The following is a 20876-nucleotide window of genomic DNA, read 5'->3' on the forward strand; positions in this document are numbered from 1 at the left end:
CGGCTTCACGACAAAACACCGCCGGCCACGTTTTCACGTGGCCGGTAGTGCGCATCAGGGTGGGTCGAGGCTCACTTCACGTCGAAGCGATCCAGATCCATCACCTTGGCCCAAGCGGCGACGAAGTCGTTCACGAACTTCTTTTCCGCGTCGGAGCTTCCGTAGACCTCGGCCAGTCCGCGGAGCACGGAGTTCGAGCCGAACACCAGGTCGGCGCGAGTTCCGGTCCACTTCACCGCGCCCGTCTTGCGATCGCGCCCTTCGAAGTGGTCCCCTGCGGGCTTCCACTCCGTACCCATGTCGAGCAGGTTGACGAAGAAGTCGTTGCTCAGGGTGTCAGTCTTCGTGGTGAACACGCCGTGCTTGGTGCCGCCGTGATTCGTTCCGAGGACCCGCATGCCGCCGATCAGCACCGTCATCTCCGGCGCGGTGAGGGTGAGCAGCTGAGCGCGATCGACCAAGAGCTCCTCGGTGCTGACCGCAAACTTCTGCTTCTGATAGTTGCGGAAGCCATCCGCGACAGGCTCGAGGTAGGCGTAGTTCTCAACGTCGGTCTGCTCCTGAGTGGCGTCGGTTCGTCCCGGCGTGAAAGGAACCTGCACGTCATAGCCCGCGTTTTTCGCCGCCTTCTCTACCGCCGCCGAACCGCCCAACACGATCAGATCTGCCAGCGATACCTGCTTTCCTCCGCTCGCCGAGGCGTTGAACTCGCTCTGGAGCTTCTCCAGCACTGGCAGCACCTTCTTGAGTTGGTCAGGCTGATTGACTTCCCAGTCCTTGGCCGGGGCGAGCCGGATGCGCGCGCCGTTGGCACCACCCCGCTTGTCAGAGCCGCGGAATGTACTGGCCGACGCCCACGCCGTCGTGACGAGCTGCGACAAGGAGAGGCCAGATCCGAGGAGCTTTGCCTTCAGGGCAGCGACGTCCTGGTCATCGATCAGCGGGTGATCGACCTCAGGCAGCGGGTCCTGCCAGAGCAAGTCTTCCGCGGGGATCTCCGGGCCGAGGTAGCGCGACTTCGGTCCCATGTCGCGGTGGGTGAGCTTGAACCACGCGCGAGCGAAGGCGTCCGCGAACTGATCGGGGTGTTCCAAGAAGCGGCGCGAGATCTTCTCGTAGTCGGGGTGCATGCGCAGCGTGAGATCCGTCGTCAGCATGGTGGGCTTGATCTTTCGATCTTCGAAGGCGTGGGGGATGGTCTCACCCGCGTCCTTCGCGACCCACTGGTGCGCACCAGCCGGACTCTTCGTGAGCTCCCACTCGTAGTTGAAGAGGTTCTCGAAGAAGTTGTTGCTCCACTTGGTGGGTGTCTCGGTCCACGTAACCTCGAGGCCGCTGGTGATCGCGTCTTTACCCACGCCAGTCCCGTGACTGTTGTGCCAACCGAGCCCTTGCAGCTCCATCGGCGCGGCTTCCGGTTCGGGGCCGACGTTGCTCGCCGGGGCGGCACCGTGGGTCTTGCCGAAGCTGTGTCCGCCCGCGATCAGCGCGACAGTTTCCTCATCGTTCATCGCCATCCGCGCGAACGTCTCGCGAGTGTCTTCGATCGCCTTGACCGGATCCGGGTTGCCGCCGGGGCCTTCCGGGTTGACGTAGATCAGGCCCATCTGGACCGCCGCGAGGGGGTTATCCAGATCATCTTTTTCCGCGCGGCGTTTGTCACCGCCGAGCCAGGTGTCTTCCTTGCCCCAGTACACGTCTTGGTCTGGCTCGTAGACGTCTTCGCGCCCGCCGCCGAAGCCGAAGGTTTTGAAACCCATGCTCTCGAGCGCGACGTTGCCCGTCAATACGATCAAGTCTGCCCACGAGATCTTACGACCGTACTTCTGCTTGATCGGCCAGAGCAGGCGACGCGCCTTATCGAGACTCACGTTGTCCGGCCAGCTGTTGAGTGGCGCGAAGCGTTGCTGACCACTGCCCGCGCCTCCGCGTCCGTCGCCCACGCGATAGGTGCCCGCGGCGTGCCACGTCATGCGGATGAAGAACGGACCGTAGTGCCCGAAGTCGGCGGGCCACCAGTCCTGGGATAGCGTCATCAGCGCTTCGAGATCTTTCTTCAGCGCTGCAAAGTCGAGGCTCTTGAACTCCTCGGCGTAGTTGAAGTCGTCACCCATCGGGTTCGACTTCTCCGAGTGCTGGTGAAGCAGCTCGAGCTTGAGTGAGTTAGGCCACCAGTCACGGTTCTGGGTGCCGCCGCCCGCCACGTGGAACGGGCATTTGCCTTCAGTCGTCATCGAATCTCTCCTGTGTCTTCGCTCTTGGGTGGTCCCTGTACCCTAGCGAAAGGTGTACCAACCCTGCGTGAGGTTTTCGTTGCAGTTTTCGATAGCTAGAGCACTGCACGCCGATATCTCGGTGTTCTGCAGCAACGTTATATCGTTGGAGAGACGATATTTCGTTGTCCAACTCACTTGGAAGAGCGGACCACCTGCCACTGCTCCCACGCGAGTTCGGGCTCGATGTCGGCGTAGCCCCTCGATCGTTCAAGCCTACGGAGTGACGCCGGCGCTTTACCGCGAGCGCTTCGCCAGCCATCAGGCGGTGAGCTAGCGTTCGAATAGCTGCTTGGAGCTTTCCGAGCGCGACACCGCGTGAGATCCTCGGGGAAACGTTGGTTAGTCTGCGGAGTAGGGTATGCCGCCGCTGGGGTTCGCTGCTTGATGCTTCGCGATCAGCGCGCGAACGTCTGCCACGTGTTCCTCCGGCGTGCGTTCGCTCCACTTGGTGAAGGAGCTGAAGGTGTCGCCGTAGGAGCGCGTCGATGGAGCCTCCGAGCGCTGGAACGGGCCTGAAACGCCTGCCATCCAGCCATCGCTAGCCATCGAGTGTGGCGCCTTCATGCGGAAGCGGAAGAGGTACCACTCCATCACCCCTTCAGGGGTCTTGGTGTCTTCCGAGATCACCTGCATGAGCTCGATCTCGTCTGGCGGTCGCCCAAGCTCCGTTGGGTAAACGAGCCAGTGCACCATGTCCCATTCCGCAAACGCTTGCTGCGTCTTGTACTTCTCGGGGAACAGGCTCTCGCGCTCCAGCGCCCCGAGGCCATCGAACAACGTCCCCCGCATTTCCGGATTGGCGGCGATGCGCTCCAGGGCCGCTGGGTCCACCGCTACTCCATGGCGCACCAGCGACAGTGCGGCGAAGCACACCAGACGCGGGGCTTTCAACTTCAGCGCGTCCTCGAGGGGTTGCTCGACCTCTGCCGTGGGCACATAGCCCATCAAGTCGAGCAAGATCTCCGCCTCGTCTTGGGCCTCGAGGTAGGGCTCCTCATACAGCCAGTTCGGACCACCCTTCCGCTGAGCTTTGGTGATCGCCTCGTGGAGGGGAGCGTACATGACCATCAGCGGGAGCGCCTGCTCGCGGAGCGCAGCACCCTCAAGCTCGCCGTGCGCTGCGTAGGCGAGAGCCAGGCTCAACACGCCGTAGCGTGGCTTGCCTTTCGCGCTCTTGAACAGCCGCGGAAAGTACACGTCGGAGAAGCGCGGCTTCTGCCGGAGCAGATCGACGTCGAGCGCTGGAGCGGTGCCGGCCACGACGCCCTGCTCCAGCAACTCGACGAGCGTGGTCGCAGCGGAGCGATCGTCGATGGTAGACAGCAGCCTGAGGGCTTGAGTTTGCGCGAAAGTTGTAAGCTTCGGGTAGACCTTGCGTACTGCTGAGACGTACGCCACGTGAGGCGCAACGCCCGCTACTTCGAGTAGCGCGGTTGGCGTGTCGCGATACGCTTCGCCGTTGCTCGGGTACTGATTCCCTGCGGCAGCGATCAGTGCCAGTCCGTCCGCCCCAGAAAACGGCTGGTTACGCAGGGCCAACAGCTCGCTCATCGCCTGATCGCGCGTCGGCTTGTCCGTCGCGGCGAGGCGCTTGATGATGCCCCCGAGCTCCGGGTTCTGGCGCACGGGTCGTACCGGGCCGGCGTTGAGCGGGCGCACAGGACCCTCGTTCAAATTTGGGCTGGCTGGCGCGCTGTCGGCCTGGTTCTCGGACGCGTTGTCCTCATGGGCCAGGCCCTTGATGTGGTTCACCGCCAACACCAGGCTCAGCGCAAGCAGGAGCCCCAGGCCGGCAAACGGCAGCGCGATGCGCGCGGCTTGGTTCTCTGACACGGGCCGCAATCATCTCGGAGTGGCGCCCTGGTGTCGACACTGGAATGAGTCTGGTCCCACGGTCAGATGCTCGGGGGCTGCTTCCTCACGGTCTCCGCCGGGTGCTCTCGAAGCGCCCGTTTCGTCGGTTAGCCGAAGACCGTCGCGTGCTGGGTTGGGGGAGAGGTACACTTCCCTCGATGCTGCACCTGCTGCTTGGCCCCGTCGGAGCGGGCAAGTCAACCTACGGCCGGAAGCTGGCCAACGAGCAACGCGCGATGCGCTTGACCCTCGACGACTGGATGGCGCGGCTGTTCGGCGATGACCCACGGCCCGAGAATGATCGCATCGCCTGGTACGTCGAGCGCACCCAGCGTTGCCTCGGCATGATCTGGGAGCAAACCGAGGAGCTCTCTCTGCTCGGCGTCGACGTCGTGCTCGAGCTCGGCCTGGTGCGCCGTCAAGAGCGCGAGGCATACTACCAGCGTGTCGAGAGCGCCGGCCTCGAGCTCAAGCCGTACCTGATCGATGCTCCCCGTGCGGTACGCCGCGAGCGCGTGCTCCAGCGCAACGCAGACCGCGGGGAAACGTTTCACGTGGAGGTGCCCCCCGCGTTCTTCGAGCTGGCGAGCGATTTGTGGGAGCCTCCGGACGAAGCCGAGCTAGCCGAGCGCGGCTTCGTGGTGGTTTCGCGAGGGGACTGACCATGCAACCGACCGATGACAGTCACTTGCTGCTCGACAACGACGCCGTGCTGCCGAACGCCCCGGACGCTGCGGAGGCAGCCCTGTCCTCATCCCTCTATGAAGAAGAGCTGCACGCCATCGACCAGCGTCTGCTCGCGGAGACTCGCAAGAGTTGGCTCAAGTGCGCTCGGATCGTTGCGAATGCGCTCGAAACCGGCAACTACGATATTTGGCAGCCCGGAGTCGCCGAGCTTCACACGCGTCGGCTCGTTCAACTGATCGACGCGGGCAAGCTCGAGCTTCAAGGCGACCCGCTCCGCCCCCGCTTCAGTGAAGTGCGCGTGGTGGAGCAACGCTAGGTCGTCGCCGTTTCGAACCTCGCGGATCCGAGCTAGCCTGCTGTTGTGGCGGGATCCGATCGGGGGCTCTACGAGGCGTTACTAACTGAGGAGCTCGAAGCCCGACTGCACGAGCTGGGCGAGCGACTAGTCGCGCAGCGACGCGAGCTAAGAACTGCCGAGGCTGCCGATCGCATTGCTTTGCACCTGAGCCGCGTGATCCAGCGGGCGGTCGAGACGATCGACGACTCGAAACGAGTCAGTGAAGGGATACGTCTGGCGCAAGAGCTCATCGCTCAGCTCGCAGCGACGCTGGACAGCCCTGAATTCTCCGCCGATGCACCGCGTTCCCCCGCCGGCGTGCTGCGCTCTGTATCTCACAAATTACCAGATGGAAAGGTTGAGTCGCTCGAAGAGCCTCTGATCCCGCTCCTCGATACGGCGCTGTTGACGAACGCGCCCGGAGAACCAGGCGTCGGCCGTCAGCTTCGGACGGAGATAGCTTCGGCCGATCGAATCGATCTCGTGATGGCATTCGTTAGACTCAGCGGCATTCGCCCACTGAGCGAGACGCTTCGCGCGTTCTGCGAATCGGGGCGCGTACTTCGAGTTCTCACCACCACTTATACCGGCTCGACCGAAGGTTTTGCGCTGGAGTTGCTCCGCAAACTCGGAGCGCAGATCCGCGTGTCCTACGACACAGGCATGACGCGCTTGCACGCGAAAGCCTGGTTGTTTCAGCGCAAGTCCGGCTTCTCGACTGCGTATGTGGGATCGTCAAACCTGACCCATTCCGCTCAAGTGACGGGGCTCGAGTGGAACGTGCGAGTCTCGGGAGCCCGCAACCCGGCAGTGATTGAGAAGATCGCTGCGGTCTTCGAGACGTACTGGAACTCCGGCGATTTCGCGCCCTACGATCGCGACGAGTTCCGCGCACGCACGGAAGTCGATCCCAGCAACGCTCCAGCGCTCGTGCTGAGCCCGGTGGAAATCCGCCTTGAGCCCTTTCAGGAGCGACTCCTCGAGCAGATCGAGATGTCGCGGCGTGCTGGTCACCATCGAAACCTGCTAACCGCCGCGACGGGCACCGGGAAGACGGTGATGGCGGCGGTCGACTATTCACGACTCCGGCAGCGGCTGCCTCGATCGCGGCTACTGTTCGTTGCGCACCGCGAGGAAATACTTGCCCAAAGCATGGCGACCTTTCGTCACGCCTTGCGTGAGCCCGCGTTCGGTGAGCGCTGGGTCGGGGGAAAGCGTCCTCAGCGCTTCGAGCACGTCTTCGCGTCGATCCAGAGCCTACACGCAACTGGGCTGGAGCTTGTCGACGCGGACCAGTTCGACGTCGTCATCGTCGATGAATTCCATCACGCCGCAGCGCCCTCCTACCAGGCGTTGCTCCATCACCTCAAGCCGCGCGAGCTGCTCGGACTCACAGCCACTCCCGAGCGAGCCGATGGGTTGCCAGTACTCGAGTGGTTCGACAATCGCATCGCGGCTGAGCTGCGGCTTTGGGATGCGATTGACCAGCACCGATTGGTGCCGTTCGCTTACTACGGAGTTCACGATGGCCTTGACCTGCGTCGCATTCCCTGGCGGCGGGGCGGCGGCTATGACGTCGAGGGGCTGTCGAATCTTCTTACAGCGGATGACGCCTGGGCTCGCATGGTGCTCAGCCAGCTGATTGACAAAATCGCCGATCCTTCGCGGATGCGTGCCCTCGGCTTCTGCGTCGGAGTCCAGCATGCGCACTTCATGGCCCGCGTGTTCCGGAACGCGGGAGTTGCCGCGGTTGCCGTTTCAGGTGACACACCCGAGGAAGAACGGAAGGATGCCCTGCGGAAACTGGCCAGCGGCGAACTGAACGTGGTTTTCTCCGTAGATCTGTTCAATGAGGGTGTCGATGTTCCAGAAGTGGACACCCTCCTACTACTGCGGCCGACCGATAGCGCGACGCTGTTCCTCCAGCAACTCGGTCGCGGCCTCCGTCGTCACTCGAGCAAGGCCATTTGCACGGTGCTCGACTTCGTGGGGCATCATCGGAGGGAGTTCCGTTTTGACCGGCGTTTGCGAGCGCTCATTGGCGGAACACGAAAGCACATCGAACGTCAGCTTCAAGAAGGCTTTCCGTTTTTGCCTGCTGGTTGCCACCTGGAACTCGACCCCGTGGCGAGCGAGATCGTTCTCCGCAACATCAGGGAAGCGGTGCCTGCACGGTGGGAGGCGAAGGCAGCCGAATTGAGAGCTTTCGTCTCCGCGGGGCATGACCTGAACCTCGCTGAGTTCCTGCGGGAGAGCGGCCTCGAGTTGGAAGACGTCTACACAGCAGGCCGTTGTTGGTCCGACTTGATCGAAGCGGCCCAACTCCCCACGCTGAAAGCTGGCCCCCAGGAAAGGGTTCTGCGCCGCGCCTGCGGTCGACTGCTCCATATCGACGACGCGACTCGGATTGAGGCGTTCAGCCGTCTCGTCAGCGTAACGGCTGTGCCCAAGCGTGGGATTCTTGAAGCACGGGAAGAGCGACTGCTCCGCATGTTGGTCGCGAGCGTCACTGGCTCCGTGGTCGACAAACACGCGGGCCTTTACGATGGCAGCCGCTTGCTGCTTTCTCACCCGCAAATCCTTGAGGAAATAAAGCAACTGCTCGCGGTGTTGGCGGAGCGGATGGGGCATCTTGGTCGCCCGCTACCGGAACTGCCAGAGGTTCCCCTTGAGCTCCATGCCCGCTACACGCGGGTGGAGATCCTCGCAGCATTCGGGGTGGGTGAGGGCGCTCGCGTCCTTCCTTGGCAGACCGGTGTTTTCTGGGTGGATAGCGTTCCGGCAGACCTCTTCGCGTTCACGCTCGACAAGACGAAAGGGCAGTTTTCGCCGACGACGCGCTATCGAGACTACGCAATCAGCCCTAATCTGATTCACTGGGAGAGTCAGTCAGTCACTCGGGCAGACAGCGAAACCGGCCTTCGCTACCAGCGCCACGCGGAGCAGGGCTCGTATGTCATGTTGTTTGCTCGCCACCGCGTGGACGATCGGTCGTTCTACTTTCTTGGGCCTGCACGGTATGTGAGCCACGAGTCAGAGCGACCGATGTCCATCACTTGGCGGCTTAAACATGCCTTACCGGGCGACTTGTTTGCGTCCTTCGCCGCGGCAGTGGCTTGAGCCCTCACCCCTGCATGAGCCGGATGTCGATCTCTTCGACCTTCACCACGTCGGCGAACCCGACGGCGTAGTCGATGGCGGCCTGCTTCGACGGCAGCTCGAGGATGACGTAGCCGGCGATCAGCTCCTTGGACTCGGCGAAGGGGCCATCGATTACGGAGTGCTGCTTGCCCTCGAAGCGGATGCGTGCGCCCTCTGCGGTGCCTGCCAGCGCACCTGTCGCCTGGAGCACTCCGGCGTCGGTCATTTCCGCGATCAACGCGCCCATCTTCGCCATCAGCTCCGGGCTTGGAGGTGCCGCGGGCCTGCTTTCATCCATGCGGTGCGTGGAGAGGAAGCGCAGCGGCGCGTTCTTGGGCTTCTCCATCATGCCGAGATCCCAAGGCTCCACCACGGGGCCGAGGAAGAGCTCCACGTCGCCGAGCACGGCGGCGAACTTGTCGCACCACCCAATCGCCTCTTCCTCCGAGCGCACTCGGAACAAGCCGAAGCCTCCCGGTAGGTCGAGCTTGCCCTTGAAGGGACCGCGGGTGAGGGTGCGCTGCCCGTCCTTGTACGCGAGGTGCACGCGCTGAGACGTGGGCTTGAGGCCCTCTCCCGAGACGAAGACGCCGCTCTTCACGCCTTCTTCCAGGAGCTTGCCGACTCCCTCGATCACCTCGGGGGGCGGCGGCTCGCCGCTTTCCATCTCTGCCGTCTGCTTGTGCATCACCATGAATCGCATGAACGTCTCCTAACAGGTGCGGGTTCTGACACGGCAACGAACCACGCCACGTCCGATCGACAGCGGTTCGAACTTTTCTTCAAATGAGGCGCTCCGCCCCGCCAGCGGGATCACGCGCGCAGGCGATAGCGCTGGATCTTACCCGTCGCCGTCTTCGGTAGCTCCTCGAGGAACTCGATCCAGCGGGGGTACTTGTAGGGCGCGAGCTTCTGTTTGACGAACGCCTTGAGCTCCGCCTCGAGCGCTTCTGTTGGGGTCTGTCCGGGCTTGAGCACCACGAAGGCTTTCGGCTTGGTCAGGCCTGCAGCGTCCTCGTGGCCTACCACGGCTGCCTCGAGCACCGACGAATGCTCGCCGAGCGCGGACTCCACCTCGAACGGCGAGACCCAGATCCCGCCGACCTTCAGCATGTCGTCGGCGCGACCAGAGTAAACGTAGTAGCCGTCCTCGTCGCACACGTAGCGATCTCCGGTGCGCGTCCAGGGGCCGTGAAAGGTCGCGAGGGACTTCTCCCGGTTGTTCCAGTAGAAGGCAGCTGCGCTCGGTCCGCTGACCCAGAGCGAGCCTTCTTCTCCGCGAGGAACCGGCTCGCCATCGTCACCGACCAGCTTCAGCTGATAGCCCGGTACTGGGTGGCCGGAGCTGCCGTAACGAATGTCATCGTGGCGGTTCGAGATGAAGATGTGCAGCATCTCGGTCGAACCGATGCCGTCCAGGATGTGACTTCCAAAGCGTGTGCTCCACGCCTCGCCCACGTGTCGGGGCAACGCTTCTCCGGCGGAGGTGCTGATGCGCAGCTTGGGTGAAACGCCGGTCTCGAGCTCCGGGCTCGCGAGCAGGGAGGCAAACAGCGTGGGCACACCGCAGAAGATGCTGGGCTGGTACTCTCGCATCACTCGCGCCACCTCAGCGGGCGTCGGCCGCCCCGCGGATAGCACGGCGCTCGCGCCCACACTCAGCGGGAAGGTGAGGGAGTTGCCGAGACCGTAGGCAAAGAAGAGCTTTGCCGCGGAGTAGACCACATCATCCGCGCGGATCTGCAGCACGCCTTGGGCGTAGAGCACCGCGGTCTGCATCAAGTGTGAGTGCAAGTGCACGGTGCCCTTGGGGGCGCCGGTAGAACCGGATGAATAGAGCCAGAACGCGACGTCGTCCGGTGTGGTGCTCGTGGGGGAGAGGTGCGGTGATGCCGCGGCGAGCACCTCCGCCAAGGAAACATATTCCGCGCGTGCTTTCCAGTCGTCGCTCTCGCCGAGAGGTGAGTCAGCGACCAACACCCGCGGCTTCTCTGGGAGTTCAGCAAGAGCGGCCTCGAGCTTTGGCAGCAGTGCATCGCTGACGATGACCAGCGCGGCGCGGCTATCGCTCAGCATGTAGGCGTAGTCCTTGGGGGTCAGCAGCGTATTCAGCAGGACGGGGACCACACCTGCTCTGAGCGAACCGAGGAATGCCGCGGGGAAATCAACCGTATCGAGCAACAGCAGCGCGATGCGCTGCTCACGCTCTACGCCGAGGGAGCTCAACGCGTTGCCCATGCGCGCCGCGCGCTCCGCGAGGTCGGCGTAGGTGTGGCGACCGCTGGCGTCGTAATATGCCACGCGGTCGCCTTGGCCGGCCTCGAGGTGGCGGTCCACCAGGTCAGCGGCGGCGTTGTAACAGCGGGGGAAGCTGACTCGCGGCGGGCTACCAGCGTGCGTTTCCGAGCGGTGGTCGGGCATGGACGGAGTGTACCCGCTGGGTTGCGGCCCTTGGCAGCGTTCCTCACCCCCAAAAAAGCTGTCGCGCGTGCTAAGTCAGGCTTGATGCGTCGCGTCGCTCACGTCTCAGATCTCCACGTGCTCTCGCCGTTTGGCGCGGAATGGCGGCGAGCCGTGTTCAACAAGCGCATCACCGGCTACGCGAACGTCTTGATGCGCCGTGGTCGCGTGTTCCGGCCTCACTACCTGGAGAAGGTGCTGACTCACGCCGCGAAGGTCGCGGACCACGTCGTGGTGACCGGTGACATCACGAACCTGGCTCTCGAGAGCGAGTACGCCGAAGCGCGCCGGCTACTCGAGCGAGTTGCCGAGACCACCGAGGTGACTGTTGCCCCGGGGAACCATGACATCTACCTGCCCGAGGTCGGGCGCGAGCGCCACTTCGAGGAGCACTTTGGCGGCTTCCTGCAGAGCGACTTGCCGGAGCTTGCGGTGCGGGTCCCGGCGGGGCACTTCCCGTGCGTCAAGCTGCGTGGCCCGGTCGCGCTGATCGCGCTCTCGAGTGCGGTGCCGCGACCGCCGTTCGTCGCGAGCGGCATCGTCGGCCGTAGTCAGCGGGAGGCGCTCAGGCGCACCCTGGAGCACCCCGAAGTGAAGCGCCGTACCCCTTGGATCTTGGTGCATCACGATCCGCTGGATGGGCCCATGAGCCTCGACCAGCTGATGAGCGGCTTCGTTGACGCGCAGGCGCTGCGCTCGGAGCTGGCTGAGCTCGAACGAGGCGCAGTGCTGTTTGGCCACCTGCACATACGCTCCCAGCGCCGCTTCCATACGCCAGCGGGCGCCATCGAAGTGCTCGGAGCGAGCGGTGGCAGCCTCGACCATGCAGACGATCGCATTCGTGCCGGGGTCAATCTGTATCACCTCGCTGAGGACGGATCTCTGGAGCGCGCCGAGGCCTGGGTGATCCATGCGGAAACGCTGGAGCTCGAACAGAAAGCGCTAGGCGGCGCGCCATGAACTATCGCCGGGTGTTGGTGTTGGTCGACCTCACCGCGCACCCTGCGCCGACGTTCGACGCGCTCGCTAGCCTGGGGAGCGACATCGAGAGCCTGCTCCTGGTCTTCAAGGGTGAGCTGGAGAGTCTCGAAGCCGTTGGAGAGTGGCACGACCGCGCAGCGAAGCTGGCGGCTGAGGTCACCCTGCACCGCACGCGAGAGCTCGAAGGCGCTTCACTCTTCGAGCTCGCACAAGCTAGCCGCGTCGATTTGCTGGTCGCGGGCGCGCTCTCCTTCGAGAGCGCGCGCTTGCTTTCGGAGACGGGCAAGCAGCTCGATGTGGCGGTGCTTTGGCCGAGTGAAGCGGGAGCACGAGACTGCGTGCGTCACGCCTTCTGCATCGCGATCGGTGAGCGAACGCGTTTCGCGCTGATGCGTTTCCTTAGGGAACATGCGGACGCGTCGCTCCAGGTGTCCGTCGCTGGTCCCCCGGCAAGCACGTCGGCCGACCTGACCGACGTGCTTCGGGCGAGCGGTGTGGAGGCGCACGTGGAGCTCATCCCGCGCAGAAAGTCGGTGAGCGCAGCCCTCGAGGCAGCGCGGGGCGGGGAATCCGTCGACTTGATCGTCCTCGCTCGGCTGCCGGCGTTGATGCTCGTCAGCTATTCGTGGCCAGCACCCGTACTGCTCGTGCCCGCAGCCAGTGTCGATCCGCCGGGACATCGCTTGCTCGACGTCACCGACGTGGTGGAGATGGACGGCGTCTTGGACGCACGCATCGAAGAAGTGCTCGTCGGCGATGTGCTGAGCACGTTGGTAGAGCGCCAGGTGGCGTTCGCCGCCCGGGGCGAAGCGAAGGTGGTGCGCAGTACCAGCGCCGACGGCGAGGTCCGCCTGCCTGCGGCGTTCGAACACGCCACCCAGGTGACCGCCTGGGTCGATGATCAAGGGCCGCCAGACGTGCTCGCTGCGGCGGATCAGCGTTTCCGCGTGATCCGACCCGATGCCACGCGCTGGACGCTATTTGACGCTGAACTCCCGAGCGAGCGCCTCGCGGAGGTGCCGACCCCAGGCACTTCACCGCTCGCGGTGCGGCTCCGACCGACGCGCCGGGCTAGCCACATCCGTGAGCGCTTGAGGGCAGCGGGTATCGACGCGCCGGTGGTCGATGCCCGGGCGGTGCTCGACGAAGGCCCGGCTTATGACGTCGGCGAGGCGAACGACCCGGTGCGCCTCCAGCGCGTTGCCGCGCGGATGAAGTCTGCGGGCTATCGAGTCGCGCTGTTCGGAGCAAAAGGTGCTCCGCCTGGGCACGCCCTGCATGCCGAGTTGATACAGGGAAACCGAGTCGAGCTGGAATTCGACAATGCTATGGCCCGGCGCTGGCTGGTGGAGGGCATTGAGCGAGCGGAACGCTCCGTGAACTTGCAGACGTACATCGTGGCCGACGACTACGTGGGGCAAGCGGTAGAGCAGGCACTCGTGGCAGCTGGTGAGCGCGGTGTGCGTGTGCGGGTGCTCGTCGACTCACTGCATGGGCTGCACGGCTCGTTTGGGGTGGAGAACACGCTGCTGACGCGGCTCGCAAACCATCAAGGCATTTCGCTCCGTGTGTCGCGGCCGGTGCCCAGCATGCCGTCCATGGCCGACTTGAAATGTCGGGACCACCGTAAGCTCGTGATCCTCGACGGACGCGTCGCGCTGATTGGAGGGCGGAATCTCGCCCATGAGTACTACACCGGGTTCGACGAAATCGAGATTGGTCCGAGTACCTCATGGCGGCTATTGCCCTGGCTGGACGCTGGCGCGCGGGTTCAAGGGCCTGCAGTCCAGGCCATTGAGGACTCCTTCGTTTCCGCGTGGGTCCGCGCCGGTGGAAGCGGCTTTGTCACGCAGCCGCCAGACCCCGTAGGTGACACAGCGCTGCGTGTCGTGGTGCATCGCGGCTTGGAAGACGCGCACACGCTGGACGCTTACATCGAGCTGATCCGCTCGGCGCGCTCCCACATCTATCTGGTCAATGGCTTCCCGTTGCTGCTCGAGTTGCAGCACGTGCTGTTGAGGGCTCTACAGCGCGGCGTGCGGGTCTGCGTGTTGAGCGGTCACCCAAAGCCGATGTATGACGGCAAGCCGTTCCCGGGGCCGTGGGAGGCGGCTCGCAACACGGCCACGGAAGTCGCCCATTCCCGCCTCGACCCATTGGTTCGGGCAGGGGGGGAGGTGCACTACTGCGCCAAGCGGGGCGTGCCGGGGTGGGACGCAACGCTCGGTGTCGTGTTGCCGCACGTCCACGCAAAGGTGCTGAGCGTCGATGGAGCGCGCTGCGTGGTCGGTAGCGCGAACTTCGACGTCACGGCGTCGTACTGGGAGAGCGAGCTGATGGTGATCGTCGAAGACCAAGCGCTCGCTAGCGACTACGAGGGCGCTATCCAGGCGCTATGTGATGAGGGCGTGCGGGTCAACGCGCGGGACTTGAGTTGGTCCGGGCGCGCTGAGCGTCGCCGCTGGATGCGCCGCTGGCCGGCGATGCTGCTGCCTTGACGCGCCGGGAGTGAGCAGTTCTAACGGCTGCATGGGGCTGGAACTCGCGCAGGTGGCGGTGAACTGGGAACGGCGCGATGGCGCAACCTACTTGCGCTCGGGGCATGCGCTCGAGGCGCCTCCAGAGACACTTGGCTCGCTGCTGCGGAGCGCGACGGAACGCGCTCCGTCGCGCGTGTTTCTGGCGGAGCGTGCAGGGGACGGGCTCCGGGAAGTGAGCTACGCCGAAGCGTTGCGCGCGGCCGAGGGCATTGGCTCGATGTTGGCTGAAGGCGACGCCGCGCCGGTCTTGGTGCTCAGCGGAAACAGCGTGGACCACGCGCTCTTGATGCTGGGGGGCTTTCTCTCCGGGACTCCCATCGCGCCGGTGTCGGTGGCTTACTCCACGCTGAGCCAAGACTTCGGCAAGCTGCGCCACATCGTGCAAAAGCTCAGGCCAACGCGCGTCTTCGTGGACCGTAGAGGACCGTACGAGCGCGCGCTGTCCAGCGAGATCTTGAGCGGGTTGGAGGTGCTCACGAGTGACGAGCTTCGGGGCGCTATGGCCCGTGAAGCGAGCCCTGCACTCGCCGCACGTGAGGCCCACGTCGGCGCCTCCAGCGTGGCCAAGGTGCTCTTCACTTCGGGTTCCACGGGGATACCGAAGGGTGTGCCCAACACCCATGGAATGCTGAGCGCAAACCAACAAATGATCGCACAGCTGTGGCCGTTCTTGGCGGATGAGCCGCCGGTGTTGGTGGATTGGTTACCCTGGAGCCATACCTTCGGTGGCAACCACAACTTCAATCTGGTGCTCCGGCACGCCGGTACGTTGTTGATCGACGAAGGCAAGCCACGCCCGGATTTGCTCGCCGCCACGTTGCGCAACCTGAAAGCCGTGGCGCCGTCGCTCTACTTCAATGTCCCCGCCGGATATGCGGCTCTGGTTCCTCAACTCGAACGGGACGAAGCGCTCAGCAACGCCTTCTTCTCCAAGCTCCGTGTGCTGTTCTACGCTGCTGCGGCTCTACCTGAAGATCTATGGCGGCGTCTGTCCACCTTGGCGAAGCAGGCTGGCAACGCTGAGCTGTTCATGACCACGGCGTGGGGCTCGACTGAGACGTCACCCCTCGCCACGTCGGCGCACTTCTCCCTCGAGCGGGCTGGAAATATCGGCGTACCAGCCCCCGGGGTGGAGCTCAAATTGGTTCCACAAGGAGACAAGCTCGAGGTTCGAGTCAAGGGGCCGAGCGTGATGAGCGGGTACCTGGAGGAGCCGGAGCTCACCCGGGCTGCCTTCGATGAAGAAGGCTTCTACCGCATCGGCGACGCGGTGCGCTTGGTGGACCCGGAGCACCCGGAGCGTGGCTTGTTGTTCGATGGTCGAGTCGCTGAAGACTTCAAGCTTGGGACCGGGACTTGGGTGAGCGTCGGCGCGTTGCGAACTGGCTTGCTCGCCGCAACCTCCCCGGTGCTTCAAGACGTCGTGGTCGCCGGACATGATGGCGAGTTCATCGGCGTGCTGGCGTGGCTGAACCCGGGTGGCTGCGTGGCGCTCACCGAGCAGGAGCTGCCGATGGCGGAGCTGGCGACGCATCCCGCAGTACAGGAACACCTCCAGCGCAGCGTCGAACGTTGGAACGCGGAGCACCCCGCGAACTCCATGCGGATCGCGCGGGTGCTGCTACTCGCGGACCCGCCGAACATCGACGCCGGAGAGATCACCGACAAGGGCTACATCAACCAGCGCGCGACTCTGGATGCTCGCAGAGAAGCGGTGGCCCAGTTGCTGAGTCCGGAGCCTCCGCCGGAAGTCCTTTCGTTTGGCTGATCGGGAACGCAAGTTGGCGCATCGGCGTTTGCGAGGGGTGATGGTTCGAGGGCGAGTGCGCTTGGGGTTGTTCGGTTGCTTTTGGCTCCTGGCAGGCTGTCAGACTCCGTCAGCCCAAACGAGCCCGTCCGCAGCGCCGGTTCCTAGCGCCCCGCGACTGACTGGCCTCGCGCCGGCCGAAACCGGATATGATTGCATATCCGTCAGGAAACAAATGAGCTGGGAGGGGCTTGAGCTGGAGCATGTGTGCGACGCCAAGGGCGCGCCGGTGGTGCGCTTCACGCGCCGCGGGAAGCGCTTGCTGGAGGTCGACGCAGAGCACGTGGTTCGCTTGCAGCCAGTCGAGCTCGACGGCCAGGCGCCTCGCGAGCTCTGGCTGGCGACGTCCGCCGGTGCTCACGGTAACCGCCAGGACCTCTTCTACACTCTCGCCGAAGGCAAGCCTCGGCAGGTCCTGGAGGTCTCTACCGATGAGGGCAACCTCGAGGTGAAAGACCTCGACGGTGACGGCCGCCCAGAAATCAGCGGCTTCGTCAGCGAGTACTTTGATGCGCTCGCCTGGGATTTCGAGCGCCCGCTGGTGCTCGCGCTCCAGGGCAAGCGCTGGCGGGACGTGACGTCTCAGTATCCGGAGCGGTTCCGTGAGGCAATTGCTGAGTGGAAGCTTGCCGTGTCCAGGTCGACTGACTGTGATGCCGCTCAGGCGCTCAACATCTACGGGCTGAGTCTGCTAAGCGGCGCAGAACGAGCGGGCGCGAGCTACGTCGCGCAAGAGTGTCCCTACGTTGAAGCGTGGTTCACCGAGAATCGCAGGAAGATCCGCCACCACGTGCGGCACACGCACTTCTCTCAGCCACGTTGAGAGGATGTCGCTTCCGGGCGCACCACGCGAAACTCGACCAGGCCCAGCCCTGCGACGAAGGCGCCTTCGAAGATCAAGTGTGCGATGCCCCACACGGTCACCGTCGCCCAGTTGCCGAGGAGCAAACCGACACACACAAAACCCCAGGCCACGTTCGCAAAGACGAGCAGATCAACCGCCAGGCGGGGTAGTTGACTGACCCGAGATACACGCAGGGCGAGGCTCCCCGAGTAGCTGGCGTAGCCGAGATTGGCGGCCGCCATCAGCCACAGTGTTGCCGAGGGGAGTTGGTGAAGTTCTACCAGCCACCCATGTAGCAACAACATCAGGACGCCCGCTGTCGCGCCCGCCCCGGAGTCGAACCACAGTAACCGTCTTGCCCGCCGCCCCATGGTTTGCTTCTGCCGCCAAGTGGCAGCCGACGCAATCGCTCAGGGTGCGGTGTGTTGACTCAACTTGTGCGGTTATTGGCGCATGCACGCTTGCGGCGCGTTCCGCCGGTTGCCGTCGCTGCTCGGTCGTGTCCCTCTCCCCCAACCAAGAAAGGGGGCAACTGTTATGAAGCCGGTGATCAATCTCGATGAAGTGGAGCTCGAAGCCGTGGAGCCCACGGGGGACTTTGCGCAGTCTTACGGCCTAGTGAGCGAGCGCATCGGCGCAAAGAAGCTCGGCTACAACTTGACCGTGGTGCCGCCGGGCAAGCGCGCCTGCCCCTTTCACAATCACCACGTCAACGAGGAGATGTTTCTGATCCTCGAAGGCGAGGGGACGCTGCGTTTCGGCGACCAGGAGTACCCCCTCAAGGCCCACGACATCATTGCGTGTCCTCCCGGAAAGCGCGACGTGGCTCACCAGATCATCAACAGCGGGAGCGCGCCCTTGCGCTACCTCTCGCTGAGCACGATGGACCGCACGGAAGTCTGCGAGTATCCCGACTCGGACAAGGTCGGAGTCTTCGTGGGTGAGTGGGGCAACATGGCCCTGCGCAAGCTGTTCAAGGCGAGCCAAGACGTCGACTACAACGACGGCGAGGTGTGACCGGCGTCCTGAAGCGCTTCAGCCAAACTCACCCAGCGCCTGCATGACCGTCGAACGCTGGGCGTCCGCCATCACGAGCTTGCCGTTTTCTGTGCGGAATAGACCCTCGGCGATGCGCTGCCCCAGCCAGTCTTCGACGAAGCCGGGGGCATAGCCGTTGGTGCTGATGTCCCCATCGCCGAACGCGATGAGAGCCGGATAGGCTGCGAGGTACGCCTCGACGGAGCCCACGGCATGCGCGCGGGTGTAGAGGTCGAACAATAGATCGTAGACCAGCACCGACTTCGGGTCGCCGTGGAGCGCGAAGTAGCCCTTCTCTTCGGCGAGGCTGACGAGCAACGCCCTCAAGCCCGCTTCAATTTTCGGGGTGAGGAGCGCCCGGAGCTCCGAGGAGAAGCTGCCTGCTCTGATCAGCTCGAGCGTATCCGCCAGCTCTGCCTCGGCGTTGTCGAAGGTGTCGCTGTGCACCAGACCACGTATGAAGCTCTCGAAGTTCGGTGCGAGCTCGGTGACTTCGTAGTCGAGCTCTTGATCCACGTGGATCACGCTCGGTTCACCCTGGGGTCCGCACTTGCGATAGTCGAGCATGATCAGGTCGTGTCCAGCGGAAGGGCAGTCGCAGATGCAAATCCCAAACGTCGGGTAACCCCACTCCTCCTGCATGAAGCGGCTGCCCAAGTCCCCGAGCAGCGAGTACGTCTGTTCGCTGCCGATACTGTAGAAGCCGGTGATCGCGACGTGATCCTCGGCCCAGCTGGTCTCGTCATCCGTGGGGAAGCAGGTGTTGACCGGCACACCGCCGTTCTGGGACCGCATCAGCTCGACGTAAGCTGCCGGGAGCTTGAAGCCGAGCTCGGCTTCGACTTCGACGACCAACTCCGGGGTTACCGCTTTGCCGACGTAGTTCTTGCGGGCGTAGTCGGAGTCTTCCCAAAAGCCTCTGAGGTCGAAGTCTTCGAACATGGGCCGAGGGTAGTGTCGTGGAGCGCGGCGGCGAAAGGCTGAAACACCTGGCCTAGCGCGCGCGGCCGAGCGAGCATCCGTGGCCATGAGTCGCTTTGCTTTTGGCGATCCACCGTTGTGGCCTCCGCTGCTCGCCATCGTCGGAGGTGGCGCGTCGACGCGGCGTCACGCCCATCATGCGTTGCATCTGGTGTTGGCCCTTGAAGGCGAGCTGAGCCTTGGTGTGGGGGTGCAGCGCCATCGGGGCGCTGGGGTGCTCACGGCGCCCAACGTCGAGCACGAGATCGACGCCGGCGGGGTGCAGCGCTTGCTGGTCTTCCTGGATCCCGAGAGCGATGCGGGGCGCGAGCTGCTCGCGACCGTGGAGGGTAGCCACCGCATGATCTCGCCCAGGCAGCGCGACGCGCTGATCCGGGGGGTCGACCCCGTGGCCTTGATGAGCGGCGGTGGTGTCGCCTGGGCGGCACGAGCCGCCGAGATCCTGGGCGCGGCGCCAGCGTCCCCACTCAAGCTGCATCGCGGGGTGAGGAAGGTGCTCAAGCACTTGAAGGATCAGGGCACCGCCGCGGACACGTCCCTCGAGTCCCTCGCCGCCGTCGCCGGGATCTCGTCCGGCCGCTTCATGCATGTCTTCACTGAATCCGTGGGGATCCCTCTGCGTCCCTATTTGGCCTGGCTCAAGCTACAGCGCGCCGTTTCTGCAATCGTGGGTGGCCGCACGCTGTCCCAGGCGGCGCTCGCGGCGGGCTTCTCCGATAGCGCACACATGAGCCGTGCCTTCTCCCGCATGCTTGGGATCCGCCCACGGGAGTTGCTCCGGAGCGTGCAGTTCAACGCAGCCAGTTGATCCAAGACCAAGCGGCGCCGCCCCCACATGCTCGGTGCATGAACAACGATGCACGAACGGGAGGCCTGTTGGCCTGGCAGTTCCACGGCTACTCCCAGAACCACGTCGCTCGGCAGAACCTGCTGCTGCACGTCTTCACCGTCCCGCTGTTTCAGCTGGGCACCCTGGCAGTCTTGAGCTCGCCGCTCGCTTGGTGGCTCGGAGCTGTTGGGTTCGCAACGATGGTCGGCTGCGTCGCGCTCCAGGGGCGCGGCCATCGCCTGGAGGAGGCGCCGCCGGCTCCCTTCCGCGGTCCCTTCGACGTGCTCGCGCGGCTCTTCGTCGAGCAGTGGGTGACCTTCCCGCGGTTCGTGCTGAGCGGTGGTTTTGGGCGCGCTTGGCGTGTTTCGGCGCATTCCTCACCCCCGAGCCCGCATTGTGAAGAACTGTGAATCGCCTTGGCGGACCCTTGCAGCGTGATGCTTCTAAGATATATCTAAGACACCTCTAGATATAAAGAAGGAACATCACATGCTATTCATGCACCAACGGGGCTGCGGCCCTCATCAACACTCTCATCATCACGGACACATGCGACGCAGGGGTCACTGGAGCGAAGGCGAAGACTGGCCGGGCCGACACGGTCGCGGCCGCGGGCGACACCGCATGTTCGACGGCGGTGAGCTCAAGCTCGTGCTCTTGCGCCTGATCCGCGAGGAAGCTCGCCACGGCTACGATCTGATCAAGGCCGTGGAGACGCTCACCGGCGGCGCCTACGCGCCGAGTCCCGGTGTGGTGTACCCCACGCTGACGCTGCTCAAGGACATGGGCTTCGTCGAAGAGATCGACAACCCCTCGAGCTCCCGCAAGCTGTATCAAGTGACCGAGGAGGGCATTGCTCACCTCGAGCAACAGCAAGAGCTCGTAGGCGAGCTGATCAAGCGCTTGGAGTCTGTGGCAGAGGCACGCGGGCGCACCGACGCGCTTCCGGTCCGAAGGGCGATGAACAACCTCCGCACTGCGCTGATCGACAAGCTCACCCGCGGCGCCAAGCGCGAGACCGTGCTGGATATCGCGGCGCTGATCGACGAAGCAGCGCAGAAGATCGAGCGGCTCTGACTACCCCCCGTTTCTTGCGCGCGT

At 64.2% G+C, this 20876-nt stretch carries 17 protein-coding genes; 11 read left to right on the forward strand and 6 right to left on the reverse strand.

Annotated elements, in window-relative coordinates; translation table 11 throughout:
• Positions 1-71 precede the first annotated feature (71 nt).
• Both katG and H6718_12365 read right to left on the reverse strand, forming a co-directional pair.
• A complete protein-coding gene (gene katG / locus H6718_12360) occupies positions 72-2234 on the reverse strand; it encodes a catalase/peroxidase HPI (protein MCB9586186.1) in 2163 nt (720 codons plus the stop codon).
• 381 nt (positions 2235-2615) lie between these two features.
• Positions 2616-4109, reverse strand: coding sequence for a hypothetical protein (locus H6718_12365; protein MCB9586187.1), 1494 nt, complete (start codon positions 4107-4109; stop codon positions 2616-2618).
• A 179-nt stretch (positions 4110-4288) separates the two neighbouring features.
• Between H6718_12365 and H6718_12370 the strand changes: the two genes are divergently transcribed.
• Genes H6718_12370 through H6718_12380 form a run of 3 tightly spaced genes read left to right on the forward strand, consistent with a single transcriptional unit; the run spans position 4289 to position 8274 of the window.
• A complete protein-coding gene (locus H6718_12370; protein MCB9586188.1) occupies positions 4289-4792 on the forward strand; it encodes an ATP-binding protein in 504 nt (167 codons plus the stop codon).
• A 2-nt stretch (positions 4793-4794) separates the two neighbouring features.
• Positions 4795-5133, forward strand: a complete 339-nt coding sequence (locus H6718_12375; protein MCB9586189.1) for a hypothetical protein — start codon at positions 4795-4797, stop codon at positions 5131-5133.
• A gap of 45 nt (positions 5134-5178) precedes the next feature.
• On the forward strand, positions 5179-8274 hold the full coding sequence (locus tag H6718_12380; protein ID MCB9586190.1) for a DUF3427 domain-containing protein: 3096 nt from the start codon (positions 5179-5181) through the stop codon (positions 8272-8274).
• Positions 8275-8278: 4 nt separating this feature from the next.
• Here the strand turns inward: H6718_12380 and H6718_12385 are convergent, their stop codons facing one another.
• Both H6718_12385 and H6718_12390 read right to left on the reverse strand, forming a co-directional pair.
• A complete protein-coding gene (locus tag H6718_12385; GenBank protein MCB9586191.1) occupies positions 8279-8998 on the reverse strand; it encodes a hypothetical protein in 720 nt (239 codons plus the stop codon).
• 110 nt (positions 8999-9108) lie between these two features.
• Positions 9109-10716: a benzoate-CoA ligase family protein gene (locus H6718_12390; protein ID MCB9586192.1), complete on the reverse strand. Its 1608-nt coding sequence runs from the start codon at positions 10714-10716 to the stop codon at positions 9109-9111.
• 84 nt (positions 10717-10800) lie between these two features.
• Between H6718_12390 and H6718_12395 the strand changes: the two genes are divergently transcribed.
• From H6718_12395 to H6718_12410, 4 genes are all read left to right on the forward strand, one after another.
• Entirely contained in the window at positions 10801-11715 is a 915-nt protein-coding gene (locus H6718_12395; GenBank protein ID MCB9586193.1) for a metallophosphoesterase, read from the forward strand.
• Positions 11712-14234: a phosphatidylserine/phosphatidylglycerophosphate/cardiolipin synthase family protein gene (locus H6718_12400; GenBank protein ID MCB9586194.1), complete on the forward strand. Its 2523-nt coding sequence runs from the start codon at positions 11712-11714 to the stop codon at positions 14232-14234. Before H6718_12395 ends, H6718_12400 begins: the two co-directional genes overlap by 4 nt.
• Before the next feature lie 10 nt (positions 14235-14244).
• Positions 14245-16044, forward strand: a complete 1800-nt coding sequence (locus tag H6718_12405; GenBank protein ID MCB9586195.1) for a feruloyl-CoA synthase — start codon at positions 14245-14247, stop codon at positions 16042-16044.
• A 214-nt stretch (positions 16045-16258) separates the two neighbouring features.
• A complete protein-coding gene (locus H6718_12410; protein MCB9586196.1) occupies positions 16259-16906 on the forward strand; it encodes a hypothetical protein in 648 nt (215 codons plus the stop codon).
• Here H6718_12410 and H6718_12415 read toward each other — a convergent pair.
• Positions 16894-17169, reverse strand: coding sequence for a hypothetical protein (locus tag H6718_12415; GenBank protein ID MCB9586197.1), 276 nt, complete (start codon positions 17167-17169; stop codon positions 16894-16896). The two genes, H6718_12410 and H6718_12415, sit on opposite strands and share 13 nt — an antisense overlap.
• Before the next feature lie 295 nt (positions 17170-17464).
• Between H6718_12415 and H6718_12420 the strand changes: the two genes are divergently transcribed.
• Positions 17465-17944: a cupin domain-containing protein gene (locus H6718_12420; GenBank protein MCB9586198.1), complete on the forward strand. Its 480-nt coding sequence runs from the start codon at positions 17465-17467 to the stop codon at positions 17942-17944.
• 18 nt (positions 17945-17962) lie between these two features.
• Here the strand turns inward: H6718_12420 and H6718_12425 are convergent, their stop codons facing one another.
• Positions 17963-19045, reverse strand: coding sequence for an SMI1/KNR4 family protein (locus H6718_12425; GenBank protein ID MCB9586199.1), 1083 nt, complete (start codon positions 19043-19045; stop codon positions 17963-17965).
• Here H6718_12425 and H6718_12430 point away from each other — a divergent pair.
• The 3 genes from H6718_12430 (at position 18993) to H6718_12440 (ending at position 20852) form a co-directional block, all read left to right on the forward strand.
• Positions 18993-19754, forward strand: a complete 762-nt coding sequence (locus H6718_12430) for a helix-turn-helix domain-containing protein (protein ID MCB9586200.1) — start codon at positions 18993-18995, stop codon at positions 19752-19754. The two genes, H6718_12425 and H6718_12430, sit on opposite strands and share 53 nt — an antisense overlap.
• A 38-nt stretch (positions 19755-19792) precedes the next feature.
• Positions 19793-20185, forward strand: a complete 393-nt coding sequence (locus tag H6718_12435; GenBank protein ID MCB9586201.1) for a DUF962 domain-containing protein — start codon at positions 19793-19795, stop codon at positions 20183-20185.
• 214 nt (positions 20186-20399) lie between these two features.
• Entirely contained in the window at positions 20400-20852 is a 453-nt protein-coding gene (locus H6718_12440) for a PadR family transcriptional regulator (protein MCB9586202.1), read from the forward strand.
• The last annotated feature ends 24 nt before the right edge of the window (positions 20853-20876 follow it).

Source organism: Polyangiaceae bacterium, from assembly GCA_020633205.1.
Classification (GTDB): domain Bacteria; phylum Myxococcota_A; class Polyangia; order Polyangiales; family Polyangiaceae; genus JAHBVY01.

Coding starts and splice junctions, on each gene's coding strand:
- H6718_12385 (MCB9586191.1), bottom strand. CDS start 8,998: ATGCGATTCATGGTGATGCACAAGCAGACGGCAGAGATGGAAAGCGGC.
- katG (MCB9586186.1), bottom strand. CDS start 2,234: ATGACGACTGAAGGCAAATGCCCGTTCCACGTGGCGGGCGGCGGCACC.
- H6718_12440 (MCB9586202.1), top strand. CDS start 20,400: ATGTTCGACGGCGGTGAGCTCAAGCTCGTGCTCTTGCGCCTGATCCGC.
- H6718_12425 (MCB9586199.1), bottom strand. CDS start 19,045: ATGGCGAGCAGCGGAGGCCACAACGGTGGATCGCCAAAAGCAAAGCGA.
- H6718_12370 (MCB9586188.1), top strand. CDS start 4,289: ATGCTGCACCTGCTGCTTGGCCCCGTCGGAGCGGGCAAGTCAACCTAC.
- H6718_12415 (MCB9586197.1), bottom strand. CDS start 17,169: ATGGCGGCCGCCAATCTCGGCTACGCCAGCTACTCGGGGAGCCTCGCC.
- H6718_12395 (MCB9586193.1), top strand. CDS start 10,801: ATGCGTCGCGTCGCTCACGTCTCAGATCTCCACGTGCTCTCGCCGTTT.
- H6718_12375 (MCB9586189.1), top strand. CDS start 4,795: ATGCAACCGACCGATGACAGTCACTTGCTGCTCGACAACGACGCCGTG.
- H6718_12420 (MCB9586198.1), top strand. CDS start 17,465: ATGAAGCCGGTGATCAATCTCGATGAAGTGGAGCTCGAAGCCGTGGAG.
- H6718_12400 (MCB9586194.1), top strand. CDS start 11,712: ATGAACTATCGCCGGGTGTTGGTGTTGGTCGACCTCACCGCGCACCCT.
- H6718_12390 (MCB9586192.1), bottom strand. CDS start 10,716: ATGCCCGACCACCGCTCGGAAACGCACGCTGGTAGCCCGCCGCGAGTC.
- H6718_12430 (MCB9586200.1), top strand. CDS start 18,993: ATGAGTCGCTTTGCTTTTGGCGATCCACCGTTGTGGCCTCCGCTGCTC.
- H6718_12435 (MCB9586201.1), top strand. CDS start 19,793: ATGAACAACGATGCACGAACGGGAGGCCTGTTGGCCTGGCAGTTCCAC.
- H6718_12410 (MCB9586196.1), top strand. CDS start 16,259: ATGAGCTGGGAGGGGCTTGAGCTGGAGCATGTGTGCGACGCCAAGGGC.